This window comes from Janibacter massiliensis (assembly GCF_900289115.1).
In the GTDB taxonomy this organism is placed as follows: Bacteria; Actinomycetota; Actinomycetes; order Actinomycetales; family Dermatophilaceae; genus Janibacter_A; species Janibacter_A massiliensis.
The window spans coordinates 868,997-885,653 of sequence record NZ_LT985196.1; the positions used below are offsets into that span (position 1 = coordinate 868,997).

Consider the following 16,657-nt stretch of genomic DNA (forward strand, 5'->3'; position numbering starts at 1 on the left):
GGGTTGTTTACGCTGCGAGCGCCAGCGTAGCGGTGTAGGCGCGCTCGTAGGCGTTCGGGGAGAGGTAGCGGCACCAGGAATGGCGGCGCTTGGTGTTGTAGCGGGTCAGCCATCGGAACATCTTGCGGCGGCAGGACAGCTCGTCGGTGAAGCACGCGGCGTCCCGGAGAACCTCGCGCTTCAGCGTCGCGTTGAATGACTCTGCCATCGCGTTGTCGGCGCTGGTGCCGACGGCTCCCATCGACTGGATGACGCCGAGTTGCTGGCAGAGCTCGGCGTAGGCCTTGGAGGTGTAGACGGCAGGTTCAACCAGTCGATGCAACACCGTGTTGTTGAAGGGAGCGTAGTTGCTCTTCGAAGACCTCGGCGGGGGTCTTCCACCCGAGGACCTTGCGGGGCCTGTTGTTCAGTGCGTATGCGACGGCTTCGAGGTCCTCGGCCGACCAGCGGGACAGGTCGGTGCCCTTGGGGAAGTACTGCCGCAGAAGCCCGTTGGTGTTCTCGTTGGTCGGCCGCTGCCAGGGCGAGTGCGGGTCGGCGAAGAACACCTTGGTGCCGGTCGCCAGCGCGAACGTTGCGTGGCCGGAGAGTTCCTTGCCGCGGTCCCAGGTGATGGTCTTGCGCAGCTGCTCGGGCAGCGTGGTCATCGATCTGGTGAGCGCGGCGTTCATCGCTTCGGCTCCGTAGCCACCCAGGGCCGGCCCGTTCTTCACGTGCGGCTTCTCGCCCCAGCCCTCCAGCCGCGGCAGGTATACGAGCAACGCGCTCCGGCTGCTGCGTTCGACGAGGGTGCCGATCGCTGACCTGCCGGTGCCGATGATCAGATCGCCCTCCCAGTGACCGGGTACGGCACGGTCATCGGCCTCGGCCGGACGCTCGGACAGGACGACATCAGCGGTGACGTGCCCTTGCGCCTTGTTGCGCGTACGGGCCCGCGGCCGCCGCAGCGCTCGACCGGTGCGCAGGCAGGCGACCAGCTCGCGCTGGAGCGCGCCACGCCCCTGGATGAACAGCGACTGGTAGATCGCCTCGTGGCTGATGCGCATGGACTCATCATCGGGGAAGTCGACCTTCAGCCGCTGTGAGATCTGCTCCGGGCTCCACGCCGTCGACCACGGACGATCCTGGCGGTGCGGCTTGTTCAGCCCCTTCCACGCAGGCGGTCTCGGACCCTCGACGGGCGTGCCGTCAGGTCCCCGGACGCTGCCCGCGAGCCGTTCTTGGACGTACTGCCGCAACCGTTCGTTCTTGACGAGTTTCGCGGTCTTGGGGCGCTTGGCCGCCTGCTGAGCCTTCCACTGCGCCACCCCCGCCCGGTACTCCAGCTTCCCGCCACGGGTGGCGGCGTTGCGGCGCAGTTCGCGTGAGATCGTCCCCGGGTCACGACCGATCGCGTGGGCGATCTGGCGCACTCCCTGACCTCGGGCGCGCAGGATCGCGATCTCCTCGCGTTCCTCGAAAGACAGGTAACGGCCCATGGGCTCGGCCAGACAGATCGGTGGCATGCCGCCAGCGTGACGAAACCAGCGCGAGCCCACCGGCACGGACACGCCCACCCTCACCGCAGCCTCGGCCGAGGTGATGCCCGTGGCGATCAACCGCCAGAACTGTCGCTGCACCGCCCGCGAGGGCTCGGGCCGTCCAGGCGAACGCATTGGCGGGCGCAACGCCCGATCCGCACGCCACTGCCGACGAAGCCCCTCCGGTACATCGCTGGTCTTCCTACGCCAGTCGCTCGTCGCCATCCCTGAACACCTCCATGATCGAGGTGTTGCGACGACCAGTTGAATCCGCCNGAAGTACTGACCGGCGCGGGCCAGGAACGCCGCGCAGGTCGTGCCCTTCTCGTCGGGGTGGATCTCGCTGTAGGCCAGGCGGGAATGGTCATCGACGGCTGAGTGCACGTAGTCGAAACCGATCCGGGCCCGACGGTTCTTGGCGGCGGTGGCCGCCGCCGCCAGGAACCGTCGGGCCCGTATCGGTTACGACTACGTGCACTCGGCCGTCGATGACCATTCCCGCCTGGCCTACAGCGAGATCCATCCCGACGAGAAGGGCACGACCTGCGCGGCGTTCCTGGCCCGCGCCGGCCGGTACTTCGCCGCGCACGGCATCACGCGGATCGAGCAGGTCATCACCGACAACGCGTTCGCCTACCGGCACAGCCACGCGTTCGCCGACGCGGTGACCGGCCTGGGTGCCACCCACATCTTCATCAAGCCCCACTGCCCCTGGCAGAACGGGAAGGTCGAGCGGTTCAACCGGACCCTGACCACCGAATGGGCCTACCGGCAGGCCTACCCCAGCAACACCGCCCGAACCCTCGCCCTTGACCCCTGGCTGACCTACTACAACACTCGCCGACGCCACTCAGCCCTCGCAGGCCTCCCCCCGACCAGCCGTCTGTCATGAACGTCTCTGCCGGGTACAGCTAGGCGGGCGGCGGGTCATCGAGTCCCTCGTCGATGACCCGGTCGTCGGCAAGGAGGCCACCGCCTTCGTCACCCGCGCCCGGAAACGAGCCGCGAAGAAGGCCCGCAAGACCTGACCGGCGCCCTTCGGCTGCCATGCTCGGGGCATGTCGACCGCACTCGTCACCGGGGCCTCCGCCGGCCTCGGCCACGCCTACGCCACCGCCCTCGCCGCCCGGGGCCACGACCTCGTCCTCGTCGCCCGGGACGCCCCCCGTCTGGAGGACCTGAGCGCCGAGCTCGTGGCTGCCCACGGCGTCGAGGTGGAGGTGCTGCCCGCCGACCTCGCCGACCGTGAGCAGCTCCAGCGCGTCGCCGACCGTCTCGCCGACCCCGCCCGCCCCGTCGACCTGCTCGTGAACAACGCCGGCTTCGGCATCGCGACGCCGTTCCTCGACACCCCGGTCGAGGACGAGGAGCGGATGCTCGACGTCCTCGTGCGGGCCGTGCTCGTCCTGACCCACGCGGCGGCCGGGTCGATGCGGGAACGGGGCCACGGGGCCGTGCTCAACGTGGCCTCGGTCGCTGCCTTCATCACCTCGGGCACGTACTCGTCCGCCAAGTCGTGGGTCACGGTCTTCTCGGAGTCGCTCGACGGGCAGCTCGCCGGCACCGGGGTGAGCGTCACCGCCGTGTGCCCCGGGTTCGTCCGGACCGAGTTCCACGAGCGCGCGGGCATCGACCAGGGCGACCGGACGGGGCTGTTCTGGCTGTCGGCCGAGCGGGTCGTCGACAGCTCGCTCGACGCGCTGGGCGCCGGTCGGCCGGTCGTCGTGCCGTCGCCGCAGTACGCCGCGCTCGTCGGGGTGCTGCGGCACCTCCCGCGCCCCGTGCTGCGCGGGGGTCTTGCCCGTCGCCACCGCCCCACGCGGTGACGGTCGATCCCGCCCTCCCGACATGCAGAAGCGCTGGGAACCCATCCCGCGCGCCCGACAAGAGGACTTCTGCATGCCCGGCGGGTGGTTGTTTGGGGATCCAGCGGGGGCGTCGCCTCGGGTCACAGGACGGTCACGACAGCACGGTTACCCCGGACAAAGTTTGAACAAACGCTGGACATGTGTCTAAGGTTTGAGTGTTTGCGCTGGTCAGGCCCCCCCTGGCTGGTTGGACAACGACCGCCGTATCCGGCGGTCGAACCACAAGGAGAGACACACATGCGCAAGTACCTCGTTCCCGTCGCGGCCGCCGCGGCCGTCATGACCGCCCCGGTCGTCGCCCACGCCGAGGCCCCGGCCGCGCAGATCGTCGCCGCCGACAGCTCGTCCACCTCCGACGCTGGCGACACCGCCAGCGACGCCGTCGACAACGCCAGTGAGGGTGCGACCGACGCCACGGACTCGACCAAGGACACCGCCAAGGACGTCGAGGACGAGGGCAGCTGGAAGTGGGGCCTCCTCGGTCTCCTCGGTCTCCTCGGCCTCGGTGGTCTGCTGAAGAAGAACCGCCCCGAGCACCACGACCACGTCGCGACGGCCACGCACACCACCCCGGCCCGCCGCGTCGACACCGACACCACCGCCCGTCGTGTGGACGTCGACCGCGACGGTCGCGACGACCTGGGCCGCGACCGCATCTGATCCGATCCGGTCGGCTCGTCCGACCACCGGGGGCCCGCCCCCTCGAGACACCGCCCGCTGGGGCGTCGACCATCCGGTCGGCGCCCCAGCGGCGTTCGTGAGCCTCCCTAGACTCGGTGCCATGACCGCACCCGAGAGCCCCGACATCGCCGCCGACCGCGCCCGCCTCCTGGAGATCATCCGGGCGAAGGCCGTCGTCCACGGGCGGGTCACCCTCTCGTCGGGCGCCGAGGCGGACTACTACGTCGACCTGCGTCGGATCACCCTCGACGGCGAGGCCGCCCCGCTCGTCGGTCGCGTCATGCGTGACCTCGTCGCCGACCTCGCGCCCGACGCCGTCGGGGGCCTGACACTCGGCGCCGACCCCGTCGCGACCTCGGTCCTGCACGCCGCCGCGGCGGCCGGCGACCGGGTCGACGCGTTCGTCGTCCGCAAGGCGGGCAAGGCGCACGGGCTCCAGCAGCGGATCGAGGGCCCGTCGATCGCCGGGCGCCGGGTCGTCGTCCTCGAGGACACGACGACGACGGGCGGGTCCCCGCTCGAGGCGGTCTCCGCGGTCCGCGAGGCCGGTGGAGAGGTCCTGGCCGTCGCGACGATCGCCGACCGGGCGACGGGGGCGGGCGAGCGCATCGAGGCCGAGGCCGGGGTGCCCTACCGCTTCGTCTACTCCCTGCAGGACCTCGGGCTCGCCTGAGCCGCCAAGGGTCCTGGGGTCAGTCCAGCGCCTCGTCGAGCTCCTCGACCGCGGTCTTGCCGCCCCGGCGGGCCCGCCACCACTCCCAGACCATCGGCAGCACCGAGACCGCGACGATGAGGAGGATCGCGATCTCGAGGTTGTCGTGGACGGCCTTGATCCCGCCGAGGGCGTACCCCAGGAGCGTGAGCGAGCATGCCCACAGGACCGCCCCGACGGCGCTCCACGTGAAGAACTTCGCCCGGTCCATCCGGCCCACCCCGGCGACGACGGTGACGAAGGTGCGGACGATCGGCACGAACCGGCCGATGACCAGCGCCTTCGGTCCGTGGTGCTCGAAGAACTCGATCGTGTCGTCGAAGTACTTCTTGCGCAGGAAGCGCCCGTCCCGCTCGTACAGCGCCGGGCCGATCTTGCGGCCGATCTCGTACCCGACGACGTTGCCGAGGAACGCGGCCGCCGTGAGCAGCGCGCAGGCCAGGGCGATGTTGAGGTCGACGTCACCCCGGCGGATGAACATGCCCACGGCGAACAGGAGCGAGTCCCCGGGCAGGATCGGGAAGAAGAGGCCGCACTCGACGAAGACGATGACCATCGACACCCAGAAGAAGGCGTTGCCGAACCGGGCCAGCAGCCACTCGGGATCCATCCAGCTCATCGGGGTCGCTCTCTCGTCGGGGGGTGCCGGCGGGGTGCGGCGCAGACAGGGTAGGCGCTGACCCGGGACGTCCGCTGGACGTGCGCGTCGCTCGCCGCGCCGGCGGGCGGATCCTCGTCCGACCCCTGCACCCGTGCCGGACCCCCGCCGGCCCCTCCCCAAAGGTCCTTGCCGCCATGCTCACTGCCCGCCGCGGTCTCGCCGCCGCCTCCGTCCTCGCTGCGCTCGCCCTCGGTGCGTGCTCCGCCCCCGCGTCCGACACCGCCGCCAGCTCGACCGGCGCGGCGGCCGACTGCTCGACCGACGCCCTGCAGACGAAGGCGAAGGGCAAGCTCACCATCGCCACCGACAGCCCGGCCTACGCCCCGTGGTTCGTCGACGACGAGCCGTCGAACGGCAAGGGGTACGAGTCCGCCGTGGCGTACGCGATCGCCGACGAGCTCGGTTTCGCCAAGGACGACGTCGTCTGGACGAAGGCGACGTTCAACAGCGTCGTCCAGCCCGGCGACAAGAAGTTCGACCTCGACCTCAATCAGGTCTCCATCAGCGACAAGCGCAAGAAGGCCGTCGACTTCTCCAGCGGCTACTACGACGTGCGCCAGGCCGTCATTACGACGAAGAAGAGCAAGGCCGCGGGTGCGAAGTCCGTCGCGGACCTGGCCGACGTCAAGCTCGGCGCGCAGGTCGGGACGACCTCGTACACGGCGATCCAGGACCAGATCAAGCCGGCCCAGGACGCGAGCGTCTTCGACACGAACGACCAGGCCGTCCAGGCCCTGAAGAACGGTCAGATCGACGCCCTCGTCGTCGACCTGCCGACGGCGTTCTACATGACCGCCGCCCAGCTCGACGACGGCGTCATCGTCGGCCAGCTCCCGAGCACCGGTGAGGGCGAGCAGTTCGGCGCGGTCCTGCCGAAGGGCTCGCCGCTCACCGAGTGCGTGAGCAAGGCCGTCGACACCCTCCGCGAGGACGGCACGCTGGAGAAGCTGCAGAAGCAGTGGCTCGCCGGCAAGGGCGCCCCCGAGCTCTCCTGAGCCCGGACCTCGAGGACCGCATGAGTCACGCCAGCCCGCCCGGTGCCGACGCGCCGGCGTGGACCCCGTCGCAGGTCGAGGTCGACCGGCGCCGCTTCCGGCAGCGCCGGACGGCCCGGTCGACCGGCCTGTCGGCGCTGAGCACCCTCGCGGTCCTCGGCGTGCTCACGGCGCTGCTCGTCGGGTCGCCGGGGTGGCCGCGGGTGCGGGAGACGTACTTCGACCCGGCCAAGGCGGTCGAGAGCCTGCCCGCCGTCGCCGAGGGGATCTGGCTCAACGTCCGGATCATGATCGTCTGCGCGGTGCTCATCGCGGTCCTCGGGCTCGTCATCGCGATCATGCGGACGATGCGGGGCCCGGTCGCCTTCCCGCTGCGCCTGGCCGCCACCGTGTACGTCGACCTCTTTCGCGGGCTGCCGCTGCTGCTCGTCATCTACCTCCTCGGGTTCGGCGTGCCCGGCCTGGGGCTGTCCGGGGTGACGTCCTCGGTGCTCGTCTGGGGCTGTGCGGCGCTCGTGCTCTGCTACGGCGCGTACGTCGCCGAGGTGTTCCGGGCCGGGATCGAGTCGATCCACCCCTCGCAGCGGGCGGCGGCGCGGGCGCTCGGCCTCACCCACCGCCAGACGCTGCGGCACGTCGTCGTCCCGCAGGCCGTGCGGCGGGTCATGCCGGCCCTGATGAACGACCTCGTGTCGCTGCAGAAGGACTCCGGCCTCATCGCGGTGCTCGGCGTCGTCGACGCGATCCGCGCGGCGCAGATCAGCAGCGCGAGCGACTTCAACTACACCCCGTACGTCGTCGCCGGGGTCCTGTTCATCTGCCTCACGGTCCCGATGGCGCGGTTCACCGACTGGCTCGCCCGGCGCCAGGGGATGCACGTCTCCGGGGGTGCCGTGTGAGCCTGCTCGACGTCCGCGGCGTGCGGAAGGCGTTCGGGGAGACCCTCGTCCTCGACGACCTGGACCTCTCGCTCGACGAGGGGGAGTGCGTCGTCCTCATCGGTGCCTCGGGGTCGGGCAAGTCGACCCTCCTGCGGTGCATCGACCTGCTCGAGGTCGTCGACGACGGGACGATCCATCTCGACGGGCAGGACATCACCGACCCCCGGGTCGATGCCGACGCCGTCCGCGCCCGGATGGGGGTCGTCTTCCAGCAGTACAACCTCTTCCCGCACATGAGCGTGCTGGACAACGTCGTGCTCGCGCCGGTCCGGGTCCACGGCGTGCCGCGGGCTGAGGCGCGCGAGCGGGCCACGGCGATGCTCGAGCGCGTCGGCCTGGCGGAGAAGGCCCACGCCCGCCCGGACGACCTCTCCGGGGGTCAGCAGCAGCGCGCGGCGATCGCCCGGGCCCTGGTCACCGACCCGCGGCTGCTCCTGCTCGACGAGGTGACCTCCGCACTCGACCCCGAGCTCGTCGGGGAGGTGCTCGACCTGCTGCGGGCCCTGCGGGACGAAGGACGGACGATGCTGCTCAACACCCACGAGATGGGGTTCGCCCGGCGCGTCGCCGACCGGGTGTGCTTCCTCTCCGGCGGGCGGGTGCTCGAGCAGGGCCCGCCGGAGCAGGTGCTGGAGAACCCCCAGCACGAGCGGACGGCCGGCTTCCTCTCGCGCCTGCACACGTGACGCAGCCGCGGGAGGTCGGCGTCGGGCCGTGGGAAGGCCCGTGGCCGGAGGACCCCCGGCTCGACCCGGACCTGCTGCGCGAGGGGGACCGGCGCAATGTCGAGGACCGCTACCGCTACTGGCGGCACGAGGCGATCGTCGCCGAGCTCGACACCCGGCGGCACGAGGTCCACGTCGCCATCGAGAATTGGGAGCACGACCTGAACATCGGCTCGGTCGTCCGCACCGCGAACGCCTTCAACGTCGCCGCCTTCCACGTCGTCGGGCGCCGGCGGTGGAACCGGCGGGGCGCGATGGTCACCGATCGCTACCAGCACGAGCTCCACCACCCGGACGCCACCGCACTCGCGACGTGGGCGGCCACCGGGGCACCCGACGGCGGCCCGGTGACGGTGCTCGGCATCGACAACGTCCCCGGTTCCGTCCCGCTGGAGACCTACGACCTGCCCCGGCACTGCGTCCTCGTCCTCGGGCAGGAGGGTCCGGGGCTCACTCCGCAGACCCAGGCGGTGTGCGCCGACGTCCTGCATATCACCCAGTACGGCTCGACCCGCTCGATCAACGCCGGCGCGGCGGGGGCCATCGCTCTGCACGCGTGGGTCCGACGCCACGTCGAGGGTCAGCGCCCCGTCCGCTCCTGAGGCTCCTCGAGCGGGGTGCCGTCCTCGTCGACGAGCTCCGGTGCGACGACCGGGGCGACGAGCGGCACGGGCGGGTGGTGCCCCCGCACGGCGCGGAAGGTCCACAGCTTGTTGACGACGAAGTTCACCGGGGTCGTCAGGACGATGGTGACGAGCTGGCTCCAGTACTCGCGCGAGCGCAGGCCCGAGTCCTCGTGGAACCACGGCTCCGGCAGGTAGAGCGCCGACGTCGGGTTGGTCATCGCGACCTTGGCGAAGATGCCGACGAACGCCGAGACCGACCCGACGAGCAGGAACGGCCAGAACTCCGAGACCCACGACGCGTGCCGGCTCGAGCCGAAGGTCCACGACCGGTTGAGCTGGAAGTTCGTGAGGTTCGCGACGAGGAAACCGGCGATCCACACGAGGATCGAGAAGCGGAGGTTGAACTGCGAGCCGGGGATGTCCCAGATGATATCTTGGGCGTTCCGGGTGCCGCCGTTCGCCTTGTTCATCAGCACCGCGACGGCCATGTTCACGAGCACGCCGGACGCACCGACGACGCCGAACCGGAGGAACTGCTTCAGGTTCTGGCGGTGCCGGTGGGAGAGGCGGGCAGGTGTCATCACGGGGTCATCACTGACCGGCCACCCTACGGGTGCGGTCTGGGAGCTGCCTCAGCGGCGCGCGAGCGTCGCGATGACGGCGCGGTGCTCGGTGCCGCCGACCCGGGCGGTGCGGGTGTCGACGACGGCGAGGTCGGTGAGGACGTACGACGTCCGGGCGACGGCGATCGGGTTGGCCGGTGAGCCGGCGTACGTCGCGTCGAGGCCGTGCCCGACGGCGTCTGCGGCGTCGGTCAGGCCGCAGCGGGTCAGGGCCGCGCGCAGGCTCGGGTGGTCGACGCTGCCGTTGAGGTCCCCGGCGGCGACGGTGGCGGTGGGGCCGGGCTCGATGCGCGGGTCGCTCCACCGGCACCCGCGCGCGACGGCGTCGAGGTCGGCACGCCACTGCATCTCCCGCCCGCCCAGCGGCGAGGTGGTGTGGACGTCGGCGACGACGACCGGGCCGAGGTCGGTGCGGGCGATGACGCGCGGCGAGTAGCGCGGCATCCCCTCGACGGGCTCGGCGAGCGTCATCGGTTCCCGCGACCACACGACCGCCGCGTAGGCGCCGGTCGTCATGTGCTCCTCGAGGGTCGGGACGCGGCCCTCGCGGTGGGGCAGGAGCTGGTCGAGGTTCGTCCCCTCGGCGTTCGTCAGGGTCCCCGGCGTGACCTCCTGGCCGACGAGCACGTCGACGTCGTGCTCCTCGACGAGGCGCGCGACCTGCGCCACGTCCGCCTTGCCGAACCGCATGTTGAGGGTCATGACGACGAGCCGGTCGTCCCCCTGCGGTGGTGCGGTCGAGCCGACCGCCCGCGGCACGAGCACCGCCGCGCACGTCAGGGCGGCGACGGTGAGGGCGGCCGCGAGCCGCCGGGCGCCCAGGAGGGCGGCGAGCGCCCCCGCCACCGCAGCGCCGAACCCCACCCACGGCCACAGCGTGAGCAGCGCCAGCGGCAGGTCGGACCCGTCGCGGTCGGCGATCTTCGCGGCGACGAACACCGCGACGACCGCGAGCGCCCCCCAGCCGACGATGCGACCGCCCCAGCGTGACACGAGTTCCACGGCCCTGATCCTCCCAGCCGCCGGGTCGTGGAAGGATCGGAACGAAGAATCATCCCCCGCCCGAAGGAGCGCACCGTGCCCATCGCAACCCCCGAGGTCTACGCCGACATGCTCGACCGCGCGAAGGCGGGCTCCTTCGCGTACCCGGCGATCAACGTCACCTCGAGCCAGACGCTCAACGCCGCCATCCGGGGCTTCGCCGAGGCCGGCTCGGACGGCATCGTCCAGGTGTCCACCGGCGGCGCCGACTACCTCTCCGGCCCGACGATCAAGAACATGGTCACCGGTTCGCTCGCCCTCGCCGCCTACGCCCACGAGGTCGCGAAGAACTACGACGTGAACATCGCGCTGCACACCGACCACTGCCCCAAGGACAAGCTCGACGGCTTCGTCCGGCCGCTGCTGCAGGCCTCAGCCGAGCAGGTGAAGCAGACCGGTCTGCCGATCTTCCAGTCCCACATGTGGGACGGCTCGGCCGTGCCGCTGGAGGAGAACCTCCAGATCGCCCAGGAGCTCCTCGAGCTCGCCGCGGCCGCGAAGATCATCCTCGAGGTCGAGATCGGTGTCGTCGGGGGCGAGGAGGACGGGGTCGCCAACGAGATCAACGACCAGCTGTACACGACCCCCGAGGACGCGCTGAAGACCGTCCAGGCCCTCGGACTGGGCGAGAAGGGCCGGTACATGGCCGCCCTGACGTTCGGCAACGTCCACGGCGTGTACAAGCCGGGCAACGTCAAGCTCCGCCCGGAGATCCTCAAGCAGTGCCAGGAGGCGATCGTCGCCAAGCACGGTGCGGACAAGGGTGAGCACCCGCTCGACCTCGTCTTCCACGGCGGGTCCGGCTCGACCGCCCAGGAGATCTCCGACGCGGTCGACTACGGCGTCGTCAAGATGAACGTCGACACCGACACCCAGTACGCCTTCACCCGCCCCGTCGCGGCCTGGATGATGAAGAACTACGACGGCGTCCTCAAGGTCGACGGCGAGGTCGGCAACAAGAAGCAGTACGACCCGCGCTCGTGGGGCAAGGAGGCCGAGGCGAGCATGGCCGCCCGCGTCGTCGAGGCCTGCGAGGCGCTGCGCAGCGCCGGGACGCACCAGAAGTGACGCACGGCAACCTGCTCGGCATCCCCGACACCCTCCTGCCGGAGGACCCGGCGGTCGCGCGGCTCGCGGCGGGGGAGTCCCCCGCCGCGGTCGCGGCCGCCGTGCCGGCCTCGAGCGCCGCCTGGGCCACGCTCGCCGAGGACGCGCTGGCCGACGGCCGCGACGTCGAGGCGTACGCGTACGCCCGGACCGGCTACCACCGCGGGCTCGACGCGCTCCGGCGCGCGGGCTGGCGGGGGCAGGGGCCCGTGCCGTGGTCGCACGAGCCGAACCGCGGGTTCCTCCGCGCGGTCGCGGCCCTGTCGCGCGCGGCGGGGGCGATCGGGGAGGCCGACGAGCAGGAGCGCTGCGCGGCGCTGCTGCGGGACTCCAGCGCCGACGCGGTCGGCGAGCTGCTCGGGAAGGACTGAGAGATGCCGGCGATCGTGCTGGTCGGCGCCCAGTGGGGCGACGAGGGCAAGGGCAAGGCGACCGACCTCATGGGCCGGGACGTCGATGTCGTCGTGAAGTTCAACGGGGGCAACAACGCCGGCCACACGGTCGTCATCGAGCAGCCGGACGGCACGAGCGAGACCTACGCGCTCCACCTGCTGCCCAGCGGGATCCTCACCCCGGGCGTGACAGCGGTCATCGGCAACGGCGTCGTCATCGACCTCGGCGTGCTCTTCGAGGAGATCGACGGGCTTCAGGCCCGCGGGGTGGACACGAGCAACCTGCGGATCAGCGCCAACGCCCACGTCATCGCGCCGTACAACCGGACGATCGACAAGGTGATGGAGCGCTTCCTCGGCAAGCGCAAGATCGGCACGACCGGGCGGGGCATCGGCCCGACGTACGCCGACAAGATGAACCGCATCGGCATCCGGGTCCAGGATCTGTTCGACGAGGGGATCCTGCGGCAGAAGGTCGAGGCGGCGCTCGAGGTCAAGAACCAGATGCTCGCGAAGATCTACAACACCCGCGCGGTCGAGGCCGATGCCGTGGTGGCGGAGCTGCTGTCGTACGTCGACCGGCTGCGGCCGATGGTGTGCGACACGGCGGAGCTGCTCGAGCGGCGGCTCGAGGCGGGCGAGAACGTCCTGCTCGAGGCCGGTCAGGCGACGCTGCTCGACGTCGACCACGGCACGTACCCCTTCGTCACCTCGTCGTCGGCGACGGCGGGCGGGGCGTGCACGGGGTCGGGGATCCCGCCGACGAAGGTCTCGCGGGTCATCGCGATCCTCAAGGCGTACACGACCCGGGTCGGCGAGGGGCCGTTCCCGACCGAGCTCGACGACGAGGACGGTCAGCGGCTGCGCGACGTCGGCCACGAGTACGGCACGACGACCGGTCGCCCGCGGCGGTGCGGCTGGCTCGACGCGGTCGTCGGGCGGTACGCGACGCGGATCAACGGCGTCACCGACTTCGTCATCACCAAGCTCGACGTCCTCACCGGTTTCGAGCAGCTGCCGGTGTGCGTGGCCTACGAGGTCGAGGGGGTGCGGCACGACTCGATGCCGGTGAGCCAGAGCGACTTCCACCACGCGGTGCCGGTGTACGAGATGCTGCCGGGGTGGTCGGAGGACATCTCCGGCTGCCGCCGGTTCGAGGACCTGCCGGAGAACGCGCAGCGCTACGTGCTGCGGGTCGAGGAGCTGATCGGCGCGCGGGTGTCGGCGATCGGCGTCGGCCCCGGTCGGGCACAGATCATCGAGCGCCACCCCCTCCTCGACGCCTGACCCGGGGCTCTCCGCGCACCGCTCCCTCGGCCCCGGGCCCGTCCGCCGCGATGTCGGCCGCCGACCGCGGCCACGGTCGCGGCGTCCGGCCTCAACCGCGGCGCGCAGGGTGGGTGAGCCGGCCGGTCAGATCGGGCCGCCGGGCGGGAAGGTCCGCTCCAGCCACCCCGGGCGGCGCAGGTCGGCCCAGGTGACCCGGACGACGCGGAACCCCGACGCGCGGATGAGGTCCTCCCGGCGTTTCTCCGCCACGAGCCCGGCCCGCCCGCCGGCGCCGTCGTACTTGAGCAGCCCGTCGAACTCGATGACGGTGCGCCCCAGAAGCAGGTCGACACGCGCGCCGAGGGTGCCGTCGGCGTACCGGAGCTCGACCTGCGGGCGCGGGTCGTGCCCCAGGTCGACCAGCCGGACCCGCAGGACGGACTCGCCGGGTGACTCCGACCGCGGGTCGAGCAGCTCCACCGCTCGCCGGGCCGCCGCGATCCCTGTGTGCACGAGCCCCGATGCGAGGACCTCCTCGAGCCGTGCGCGGGAGGTCAGGCCACGTCGGACGGCTGCGTCCATCGCCGCCACCCCGGCGTCGCGCCCGCTGGTGGCGCCCGTCTGGACGCACGCGGCCGCCGCGTCGACGACCTGGCGGGTCCGTCCGGCCACGTGCTCGACCTCGTGACGCCGGTGGACGTGGACGATGCCGCGCCGCGCCGAGCGGCCGACGGGCGCGCTGACGTGGACGACCGAGAGGTCGGCGTCGACGACGGGCAGGCCGAGCACCGCGAGGGCGCTGTGGTGGGACGCGGCCCAGGCCGGGCGCGAGGCGAGGACCGCCTGCACCCGATGGGCGTACTGCTCGAACGGCGGGCGGTTGCCGACCTCTCCGTCGAGGTACACGCCGGGGCGGACGCGCAGGAGGTGGCCTTGGCCGACGGCGGTGCGGAGCGACCTCCGGGTGATGCCGTGGCGAGCGAGGTCGGACGCCGCCCCCCCCCCCCCCCCGGCCCGCCCCCCCGGCGCCCCCCCCCCCCCCCCCCCCCCCCCCCCCCCCCCCGCCGCCACCCCCCCCCCCCCCCCCGCCCCCCCCCCCCCCGCCGGTNCACCAGTACCGCTTGTTTAGCCCATGTTAACTAATATCATTGATTGAATGTTAACAGCAGGACACATTTTATCATCAATTTCGTTTAATTCTATTCAACGGCATCGCCTGTCGTGATTAAAGGGCGGCGCGGGTCAGCACGACGTAGAGCACCCGCACCCCGCCGGGGGACTCCTCGACGATCGCGTCGGGGTCCACGACGACGGTCGCGTCCCACTCCAGGCCCTTGGTCGACAGCGGGTCGAGGACCCGGACCCGCCCGTCGGCGAACCCCTCAAGGCCGGCGACCCGGTCGGCGTGCCGGGCGGGCGTGATGATTGCGATCGACCCGTCGACGTCGTCCAGCAGCGTCTCGACGGCCGCCCCTGCGGCCTCGCGCACCGTGTCCCGCACCCCGTCGATCCCGATCCCGAGCTCGAACGTCGCCTCGATCGGCTGCACCCCCGTCTCGCGGACCGCGGTGGGGATGTCCGCGTCCGGCACGAGCGGCAGGATGACGTCGCGCGCGTAGTCGAAGATCTCGCGGGCGTTCCGGTAGTTCGTACCCATGTGGAACGAGCGGCGCGGCGCCTTCCCGAAGGCCTCGTCCCGCGCGCGGGCGGCCTCGGCGGCGTCGGGCCACGACGCCTGCGCCGCGTCCCCGACGACCGTCCACGACGCCCGTCCCCCGCGCCGGGCGATCATCCGCCACTGCATCGGCGACAGGTCCTGCGCCTCGTCGACGAGGACGTGCGCGAACTCCGCCACCCGTCCGATCGACCCCCGCAGCAACCGCTCCCGCGGGGCTCGCGGCATCGTCGAGTACCCGACGTCGGACCCCGGGACCCGCGCGCGGCCACCGAGCTCCTCCACCCCGTCGAGCTCCTCGATCTCGAGGAACTCCCGCTCCTCCTCGACCTCCTCGACGACCCCGAGCCGCTGCGCGAGGTCGTCGACGAGCGCGACGTCGGCCACCGTCCACGTGCCCAGCTCCAACGCCTCGCGCATCGACCCGGCCACCGCCGCGGCCTCGTCGAGGTCGAGCACCCCGCGAGCGAGGGAGTACGCGAGATCGGTGTCCGCGAGCCAGAGCAGAGCCTCACGCGGATCGATCTGCGGCCACCACGCGGCCATGAAGTCGTCGACCGCGAGCGAGTCCTCGAACGCCGACATGAACTCGTCACGCTCGCCGGAGCGCACCGCGTTCCACGCCGCCTGGGCCAGCGCCTCGCGGGCCGCCTTCGTGGCCTGGTTGCGCCGCTGCCCGCGCAGGACGCCGCGCCGCACCCGTTCGAGCTCGTGGGCGTCGAGGTGCACCGCGTGACCGCCGACGAACGCCCGGAACGACGCGGGCGATCCCGGCACCGCGGCCCCCGCCACCCGCGCGAGCAGCTGGCGCATCCGCAGCGACCCCTTGACCGCGGCGACCGCGGGCGGGTCGAGGCGTGAGGTGTCGATGGCGTCGACGACGTCCCCGAGCGCACGCAACGTCACCGAGTCCTCGCCGAGCGAGGGCAGCACCCGCTCGATGTAGGCCGTGTACGCGGCCGACGGCCCGATGACGAGGATCCCGCCGACCTCGAACCGACGCCGGTCGGAGTACAGCAGGTAGGCCGCGCGGTGGAGCGCGACGACGGTCTTGCCCGTGCCCGGTCCGCCGGTGATCTCGGTGACCCCGCGGGCCTCGGCGCGGATCGCCTCGTCCTGGTGCTGCTGGATCGTCGCGACGATGTCCCGCATCTGGCCGCCGCGGCTGCGGGTCAGGGCGGCGAGCAGCGCCCCGTCGCCGACGACGACGAGGTCGGCCGGCGCCTCGGGCACCATGAGGTCGTCCTCGACCCCGACGACGACGTCCTCCCGGCTGCGCAGCACCCGCCGGCGGATGACGCCGTGCGGGTCGACCGGCGTCGCCCGGTAGAAGGCCGAGGCCGCCGGCGCCCGCCAATCGACGACGAGCGGCTCGTACTCGTCGTCGCGCACGCCGAGCCGGCCGATGTACCGGACCTCCCGGTCGGCGAGGTCCATCGTCGAGCCGTGGTCGAGGTCGAGCCGCCCGAAGACGAGACCCTCGTGCTGGGTGGAGAGGGATGCCTGGCGCCGCGCGGCGTTGAAGACGAGGGCATCGCGCTCGAAGAGCCCGGACATCTCCTCGTCGCGTACGTCGCCCGTCCGGTCCGTGCGTCCCCGGGACATCCCGTCGACCGCCACGAGACCCGCGCGGTCCGCCGCCTTCGCGAGCTCCACGAGCACCCGGTCCAGGTGCGCCTGCTCGATCGCGATCTCGCGCTCGACGTCCGGCGCGCTGTCGCGGTCGGCGGTCCCGTCAGGTGCAGGTGGCGTCACGATGTCTCATTCGTTCGGGGGTAACGCGGGAGTGTAACCAGCGTCCGGTGACGTGCCGGCGAACGG

At 71.9% G+C, this 16,657-nt stretch carries 16 protein-coding genes and 4 pseudogenes; 11 read left to right on the forward strand and 9 right to left on the reverse strand.

The window, feature by feature from the left end; translation table 11 throughout:
* Window positions 1–7 precede the first annotated feature (7 nt).
* From DAA34_RS04230 to DAA34_RS12720, 3 genes and pseudogenes are all read right to left on the reverse strand, one after another.
* Window positions 8–301, reverse strand: a pseudogene (locus DAA34_RS04230) (integrase core domain-containing protein); the annotation flags it as partial.
* 4 nt (window positions 302–305) lie between these two features.
* On the reverse strand, window positions 306–1,745 hold the full coding sequence (locus DAA34_RS04235; protein ID WP_456077578.1) for an IS30 family transposase: 1,440 nt from the start codon (window positions 1,743–1,745) through the stop codon (window positions 306–308).
* A gap of 12 nt (window positions 1,746–1,757) precedes the next feature.
* Window positions 1,758–1,937, reverse strand: a pseudogene (locus DAA34_RS12720) (IS481 family transposase); the annotation flags it as partial.
* 22 nt (window positions 1,938–1,959) lie between these two features.
* Between DAA34_RS12720 and DAA34_RS04240 the strand changes: the two are divergent.
* The 4 genes and pseudogenes from DAA34_RS04240 to pyrE all read left to right on the forward strand — a co-directional run.
* Window positions 1,960–2,412 (forward strand): annotated as a pseudogene (locus tag DAA34_RS04240) (integrase core domain-containing protein); the annotation flags it as partial.
* Window positions 2,413–2,578: 166 nt separating this feature from the next.
* A complete protein-coding gene (locus tag DAA34_RS04245; RefSeq protein ID WP_106817754.1) occupies window positions 2,579–3,346 on the forward strand; it encodes an SDR family NAD(P)-dependent oxidoreductase in 768 nt (255 codons plus the stop codon).
* A 279-nt stretch (window positions 3,347–3,625) separates the two neighbouring features.
* Window positions 3,626–4,048 carry a hypothetical protein gene (locus DAA34_RS04250; protein WP_106817755.1) on the forward strand — a complete coding sequence of 141 codons (423 nt, stop codon included), beginning with the start codon at window positions 3,626–3,628 and terminating at the stop codon, window positions 4,046–4,048.
* A gap of 121 nt (window positions 4,049–4,169) precedes the next feature.
* Window positions 4,170–4,742 (forward strand): orotate phosphoribosyltransferase, encoded by a 573-nt coding sequence (gene pyrE, locus DAA34_RS04255; protein WP_106817756.1) that lies wholly within the window; start codon window positions 4,170–4,172, stop codon window positions 4,740–4,742.
* A gap of 19 nt (window positions 4,743–4,761) precedes the next feature.
* Here the strand turns inward: pyrE and DAA34_RS04260 are convergent, their stop codons facing one another.
* A complete protein-coding gene (locus DAA34_RS04260; RefSeq protein WP_106817757.1) occupies window positions 4,762–5,400 on the reverse strand; it encodes a DedA family protein in 639 nt (212 codons plus the stop codon).
* Between the two features lie 176 nt (window positions 5,401–5,576).
* On the opposite strand from DAA34_RS04260, the gene DAA34_RS04265 reads away from it, so the two are divergent.
* The 4 genes from DAA34_RS04265 to DAA34_RS04280 are packed head-to-tail and all read left to right on the forward strand — an operon-like array spanning window position 5,577 to window position 8,705.
* Window positions 5,577–6,437 carry an ABC transporter substrate-binding protein gene (locus DAA34_RS04265; protein ID WP_106819794.1) on the forward strand — a complete coding sequence of 287 codons (861 nt, stop codon included), beginning with the start codon at window positions 5,577–5,579 and terminating at the stop codon, window positions 6,435–6,437.
* A gap of 20 nt (window positions 6,438–6,457) precedes the next feature.
* Entirely contained in the window at window positions 6,458–7,336 is an 879-nt protein-coding gene (locus DAA34_RS04270) for an amino acid ABC transporter permease (RefSeq protein ID WP_106817758.1), read from the forward strand.
* Complete coding sequence (locus DAA34_RS04275) at window positions 7,333–8,064, forward strand: amino acid ABC transporter ATP-binding protein (protein WP_106817759.1); 732 nt, start codon at window positions 7,333–7,335, stop codon at window positions 8,062–8,064. Before DAA34_RS04270 ends, DAA34_RS04275 begins: the two co-directional genes overlap by 4 nt.
* The gene (locus DAA34_RS04280) at window positions 8,061–8,705 is read left to right on the forward strand and encodes a TrmH family RNA methyltransferase (RefSeq protein WP_106817760.1); all 645 of its coding nucleotides are present in this window, start codon (window positions 8,061–8,063) and stop codon (window positions 8,703–8,705) included. The genes DAA34_RS04275 and DAA34_RS04280 overlap by 4 nt, the downstream gene beginning before the upstream one ends.
* Here DAA34_RS04280 and DAA34_RS04285 read toward each other — a convergent pair.
* Both DAA34_RS04285 and DAA34_RS04290 read right to left on the reverse strand, forming a co-directional pair.
* Window positions 8,684–9,310, reverse strand: coding sequence for a GtrA family protein (locus tag DAA34_RS04285; protein ID WP_106817761.1), 627 nt, complete (start codon window positions 9,308–9,310; stop codon window positions 8,684–8,686). The genes DAA34_RS04280 and DAA34_RS04285 overlap by 22 nt on opposite strands.
* A gap of 51 nt (window positions 9,311–9,361) precedes the next feature.
* A complete protein-coding gene (locus DAA34_RS04290) occupies window positions 9,362–10,354 on the reverse strand; it encodes an endonuclease/exonuclease/phosphatase family protein (RefSeq protein WP_106817762.1) in 993 nt (330 codons plus the stop codon).
* Window positions 10,355–10,429: 75 nt separating this feature from the next.
* On the opposite strand from DAA34_RS04290, the gene fbaA reads away from it, so the two are divergent.
* The 3 genes from fbaA to DAA34_RS04305 are packed head-to-tail and all read left to right on the forward strand — an operon-like array spanning window position 10,430 to window position 13,179.
* On the forward strand, window positions 10,430–11,461 hold the full coding sequence (fbaA, locus tag DAA34_RS04295) for a class II fructose-bisphosphate aldolase (protein WP_106817763.1): 1,032 nt from the start codon (window positions 10,430–10,432) through the stop codon (window positions 11,459–11,461).
* Window positions 11,458–11,871 carry a DUF3151 domain-containing protein gene (locus DAA34_RS04300; protein ID WP_106817764.1) on the forward strand — a complete coding sequence of 138 codons (414 nt, stop codon included), beginning with the start codon at window positions 11,458–11,460 and terminating at the stop codon, window positions 11,869–11,871. Before fbaA ends, DAA34_RS04300 begins: the two co-directional genes overlap by 4 nt.
* 3 nt (window positions 11,872–11,874) lie before the next feature.
* Window positions 11,875–13,179 carry an adenylosuccinate synthase gene (locus tag DAA34_RS04305; protein WP_106817765.1) on the forward strand — a complete coding sequence of 435 codons (1,305 nt, stop codon included), beginning with the start codon at window positions 11,875–11,877 and terminating at the stop codon, window positions 13,177–13,179.
* A 126-nt stretch (window positions 13,180–13,305) separates the two neighbouring features.
* On the opposite strand, the gene DAA34_RS04310 is transcribed toward DAA34_RS04305, so the two are convergent.
* The 3 genes and pseudogenes from DAA34_RS04310 to DAA34_RS04315 form a co-directional block, all read right to left on the reverse strand.
* Complete coding sequence (locus DAA34_RS04310; RefSeq protein ID WP_106817766.1) at window positions 13,306–14,067, reverse strand: hypothetical protein; 762 nt, start codon at window positions 14,065–14,067, stop codon at window positions 13,306–13,308.
* 3 nt (window positions 14,068–14,070) lie between these two features.
* Window positions 14,071–14,232, reverse strand: a pseudogene (locus DAA34_RS12725) (hypothetical protein); the annotation flags it as partial.
* Between the two features lie 154 nt (window positions 14,233–14,386).
* The gene (locus DAA34_RS04315; protein ID WP_106817767.1) at window positions 14,387–16,591 is read right to left on the reverse strand and encodes a HelD family protein; all 2,205 of its coding nucleotides are present in this window, start codon (window positions 16,589–16,591) and stop codon (window positions 14,387–14,389) included.
* Between the last annotated feature and the right edge of the window lie 66 nt (window positions 16,592–16,657).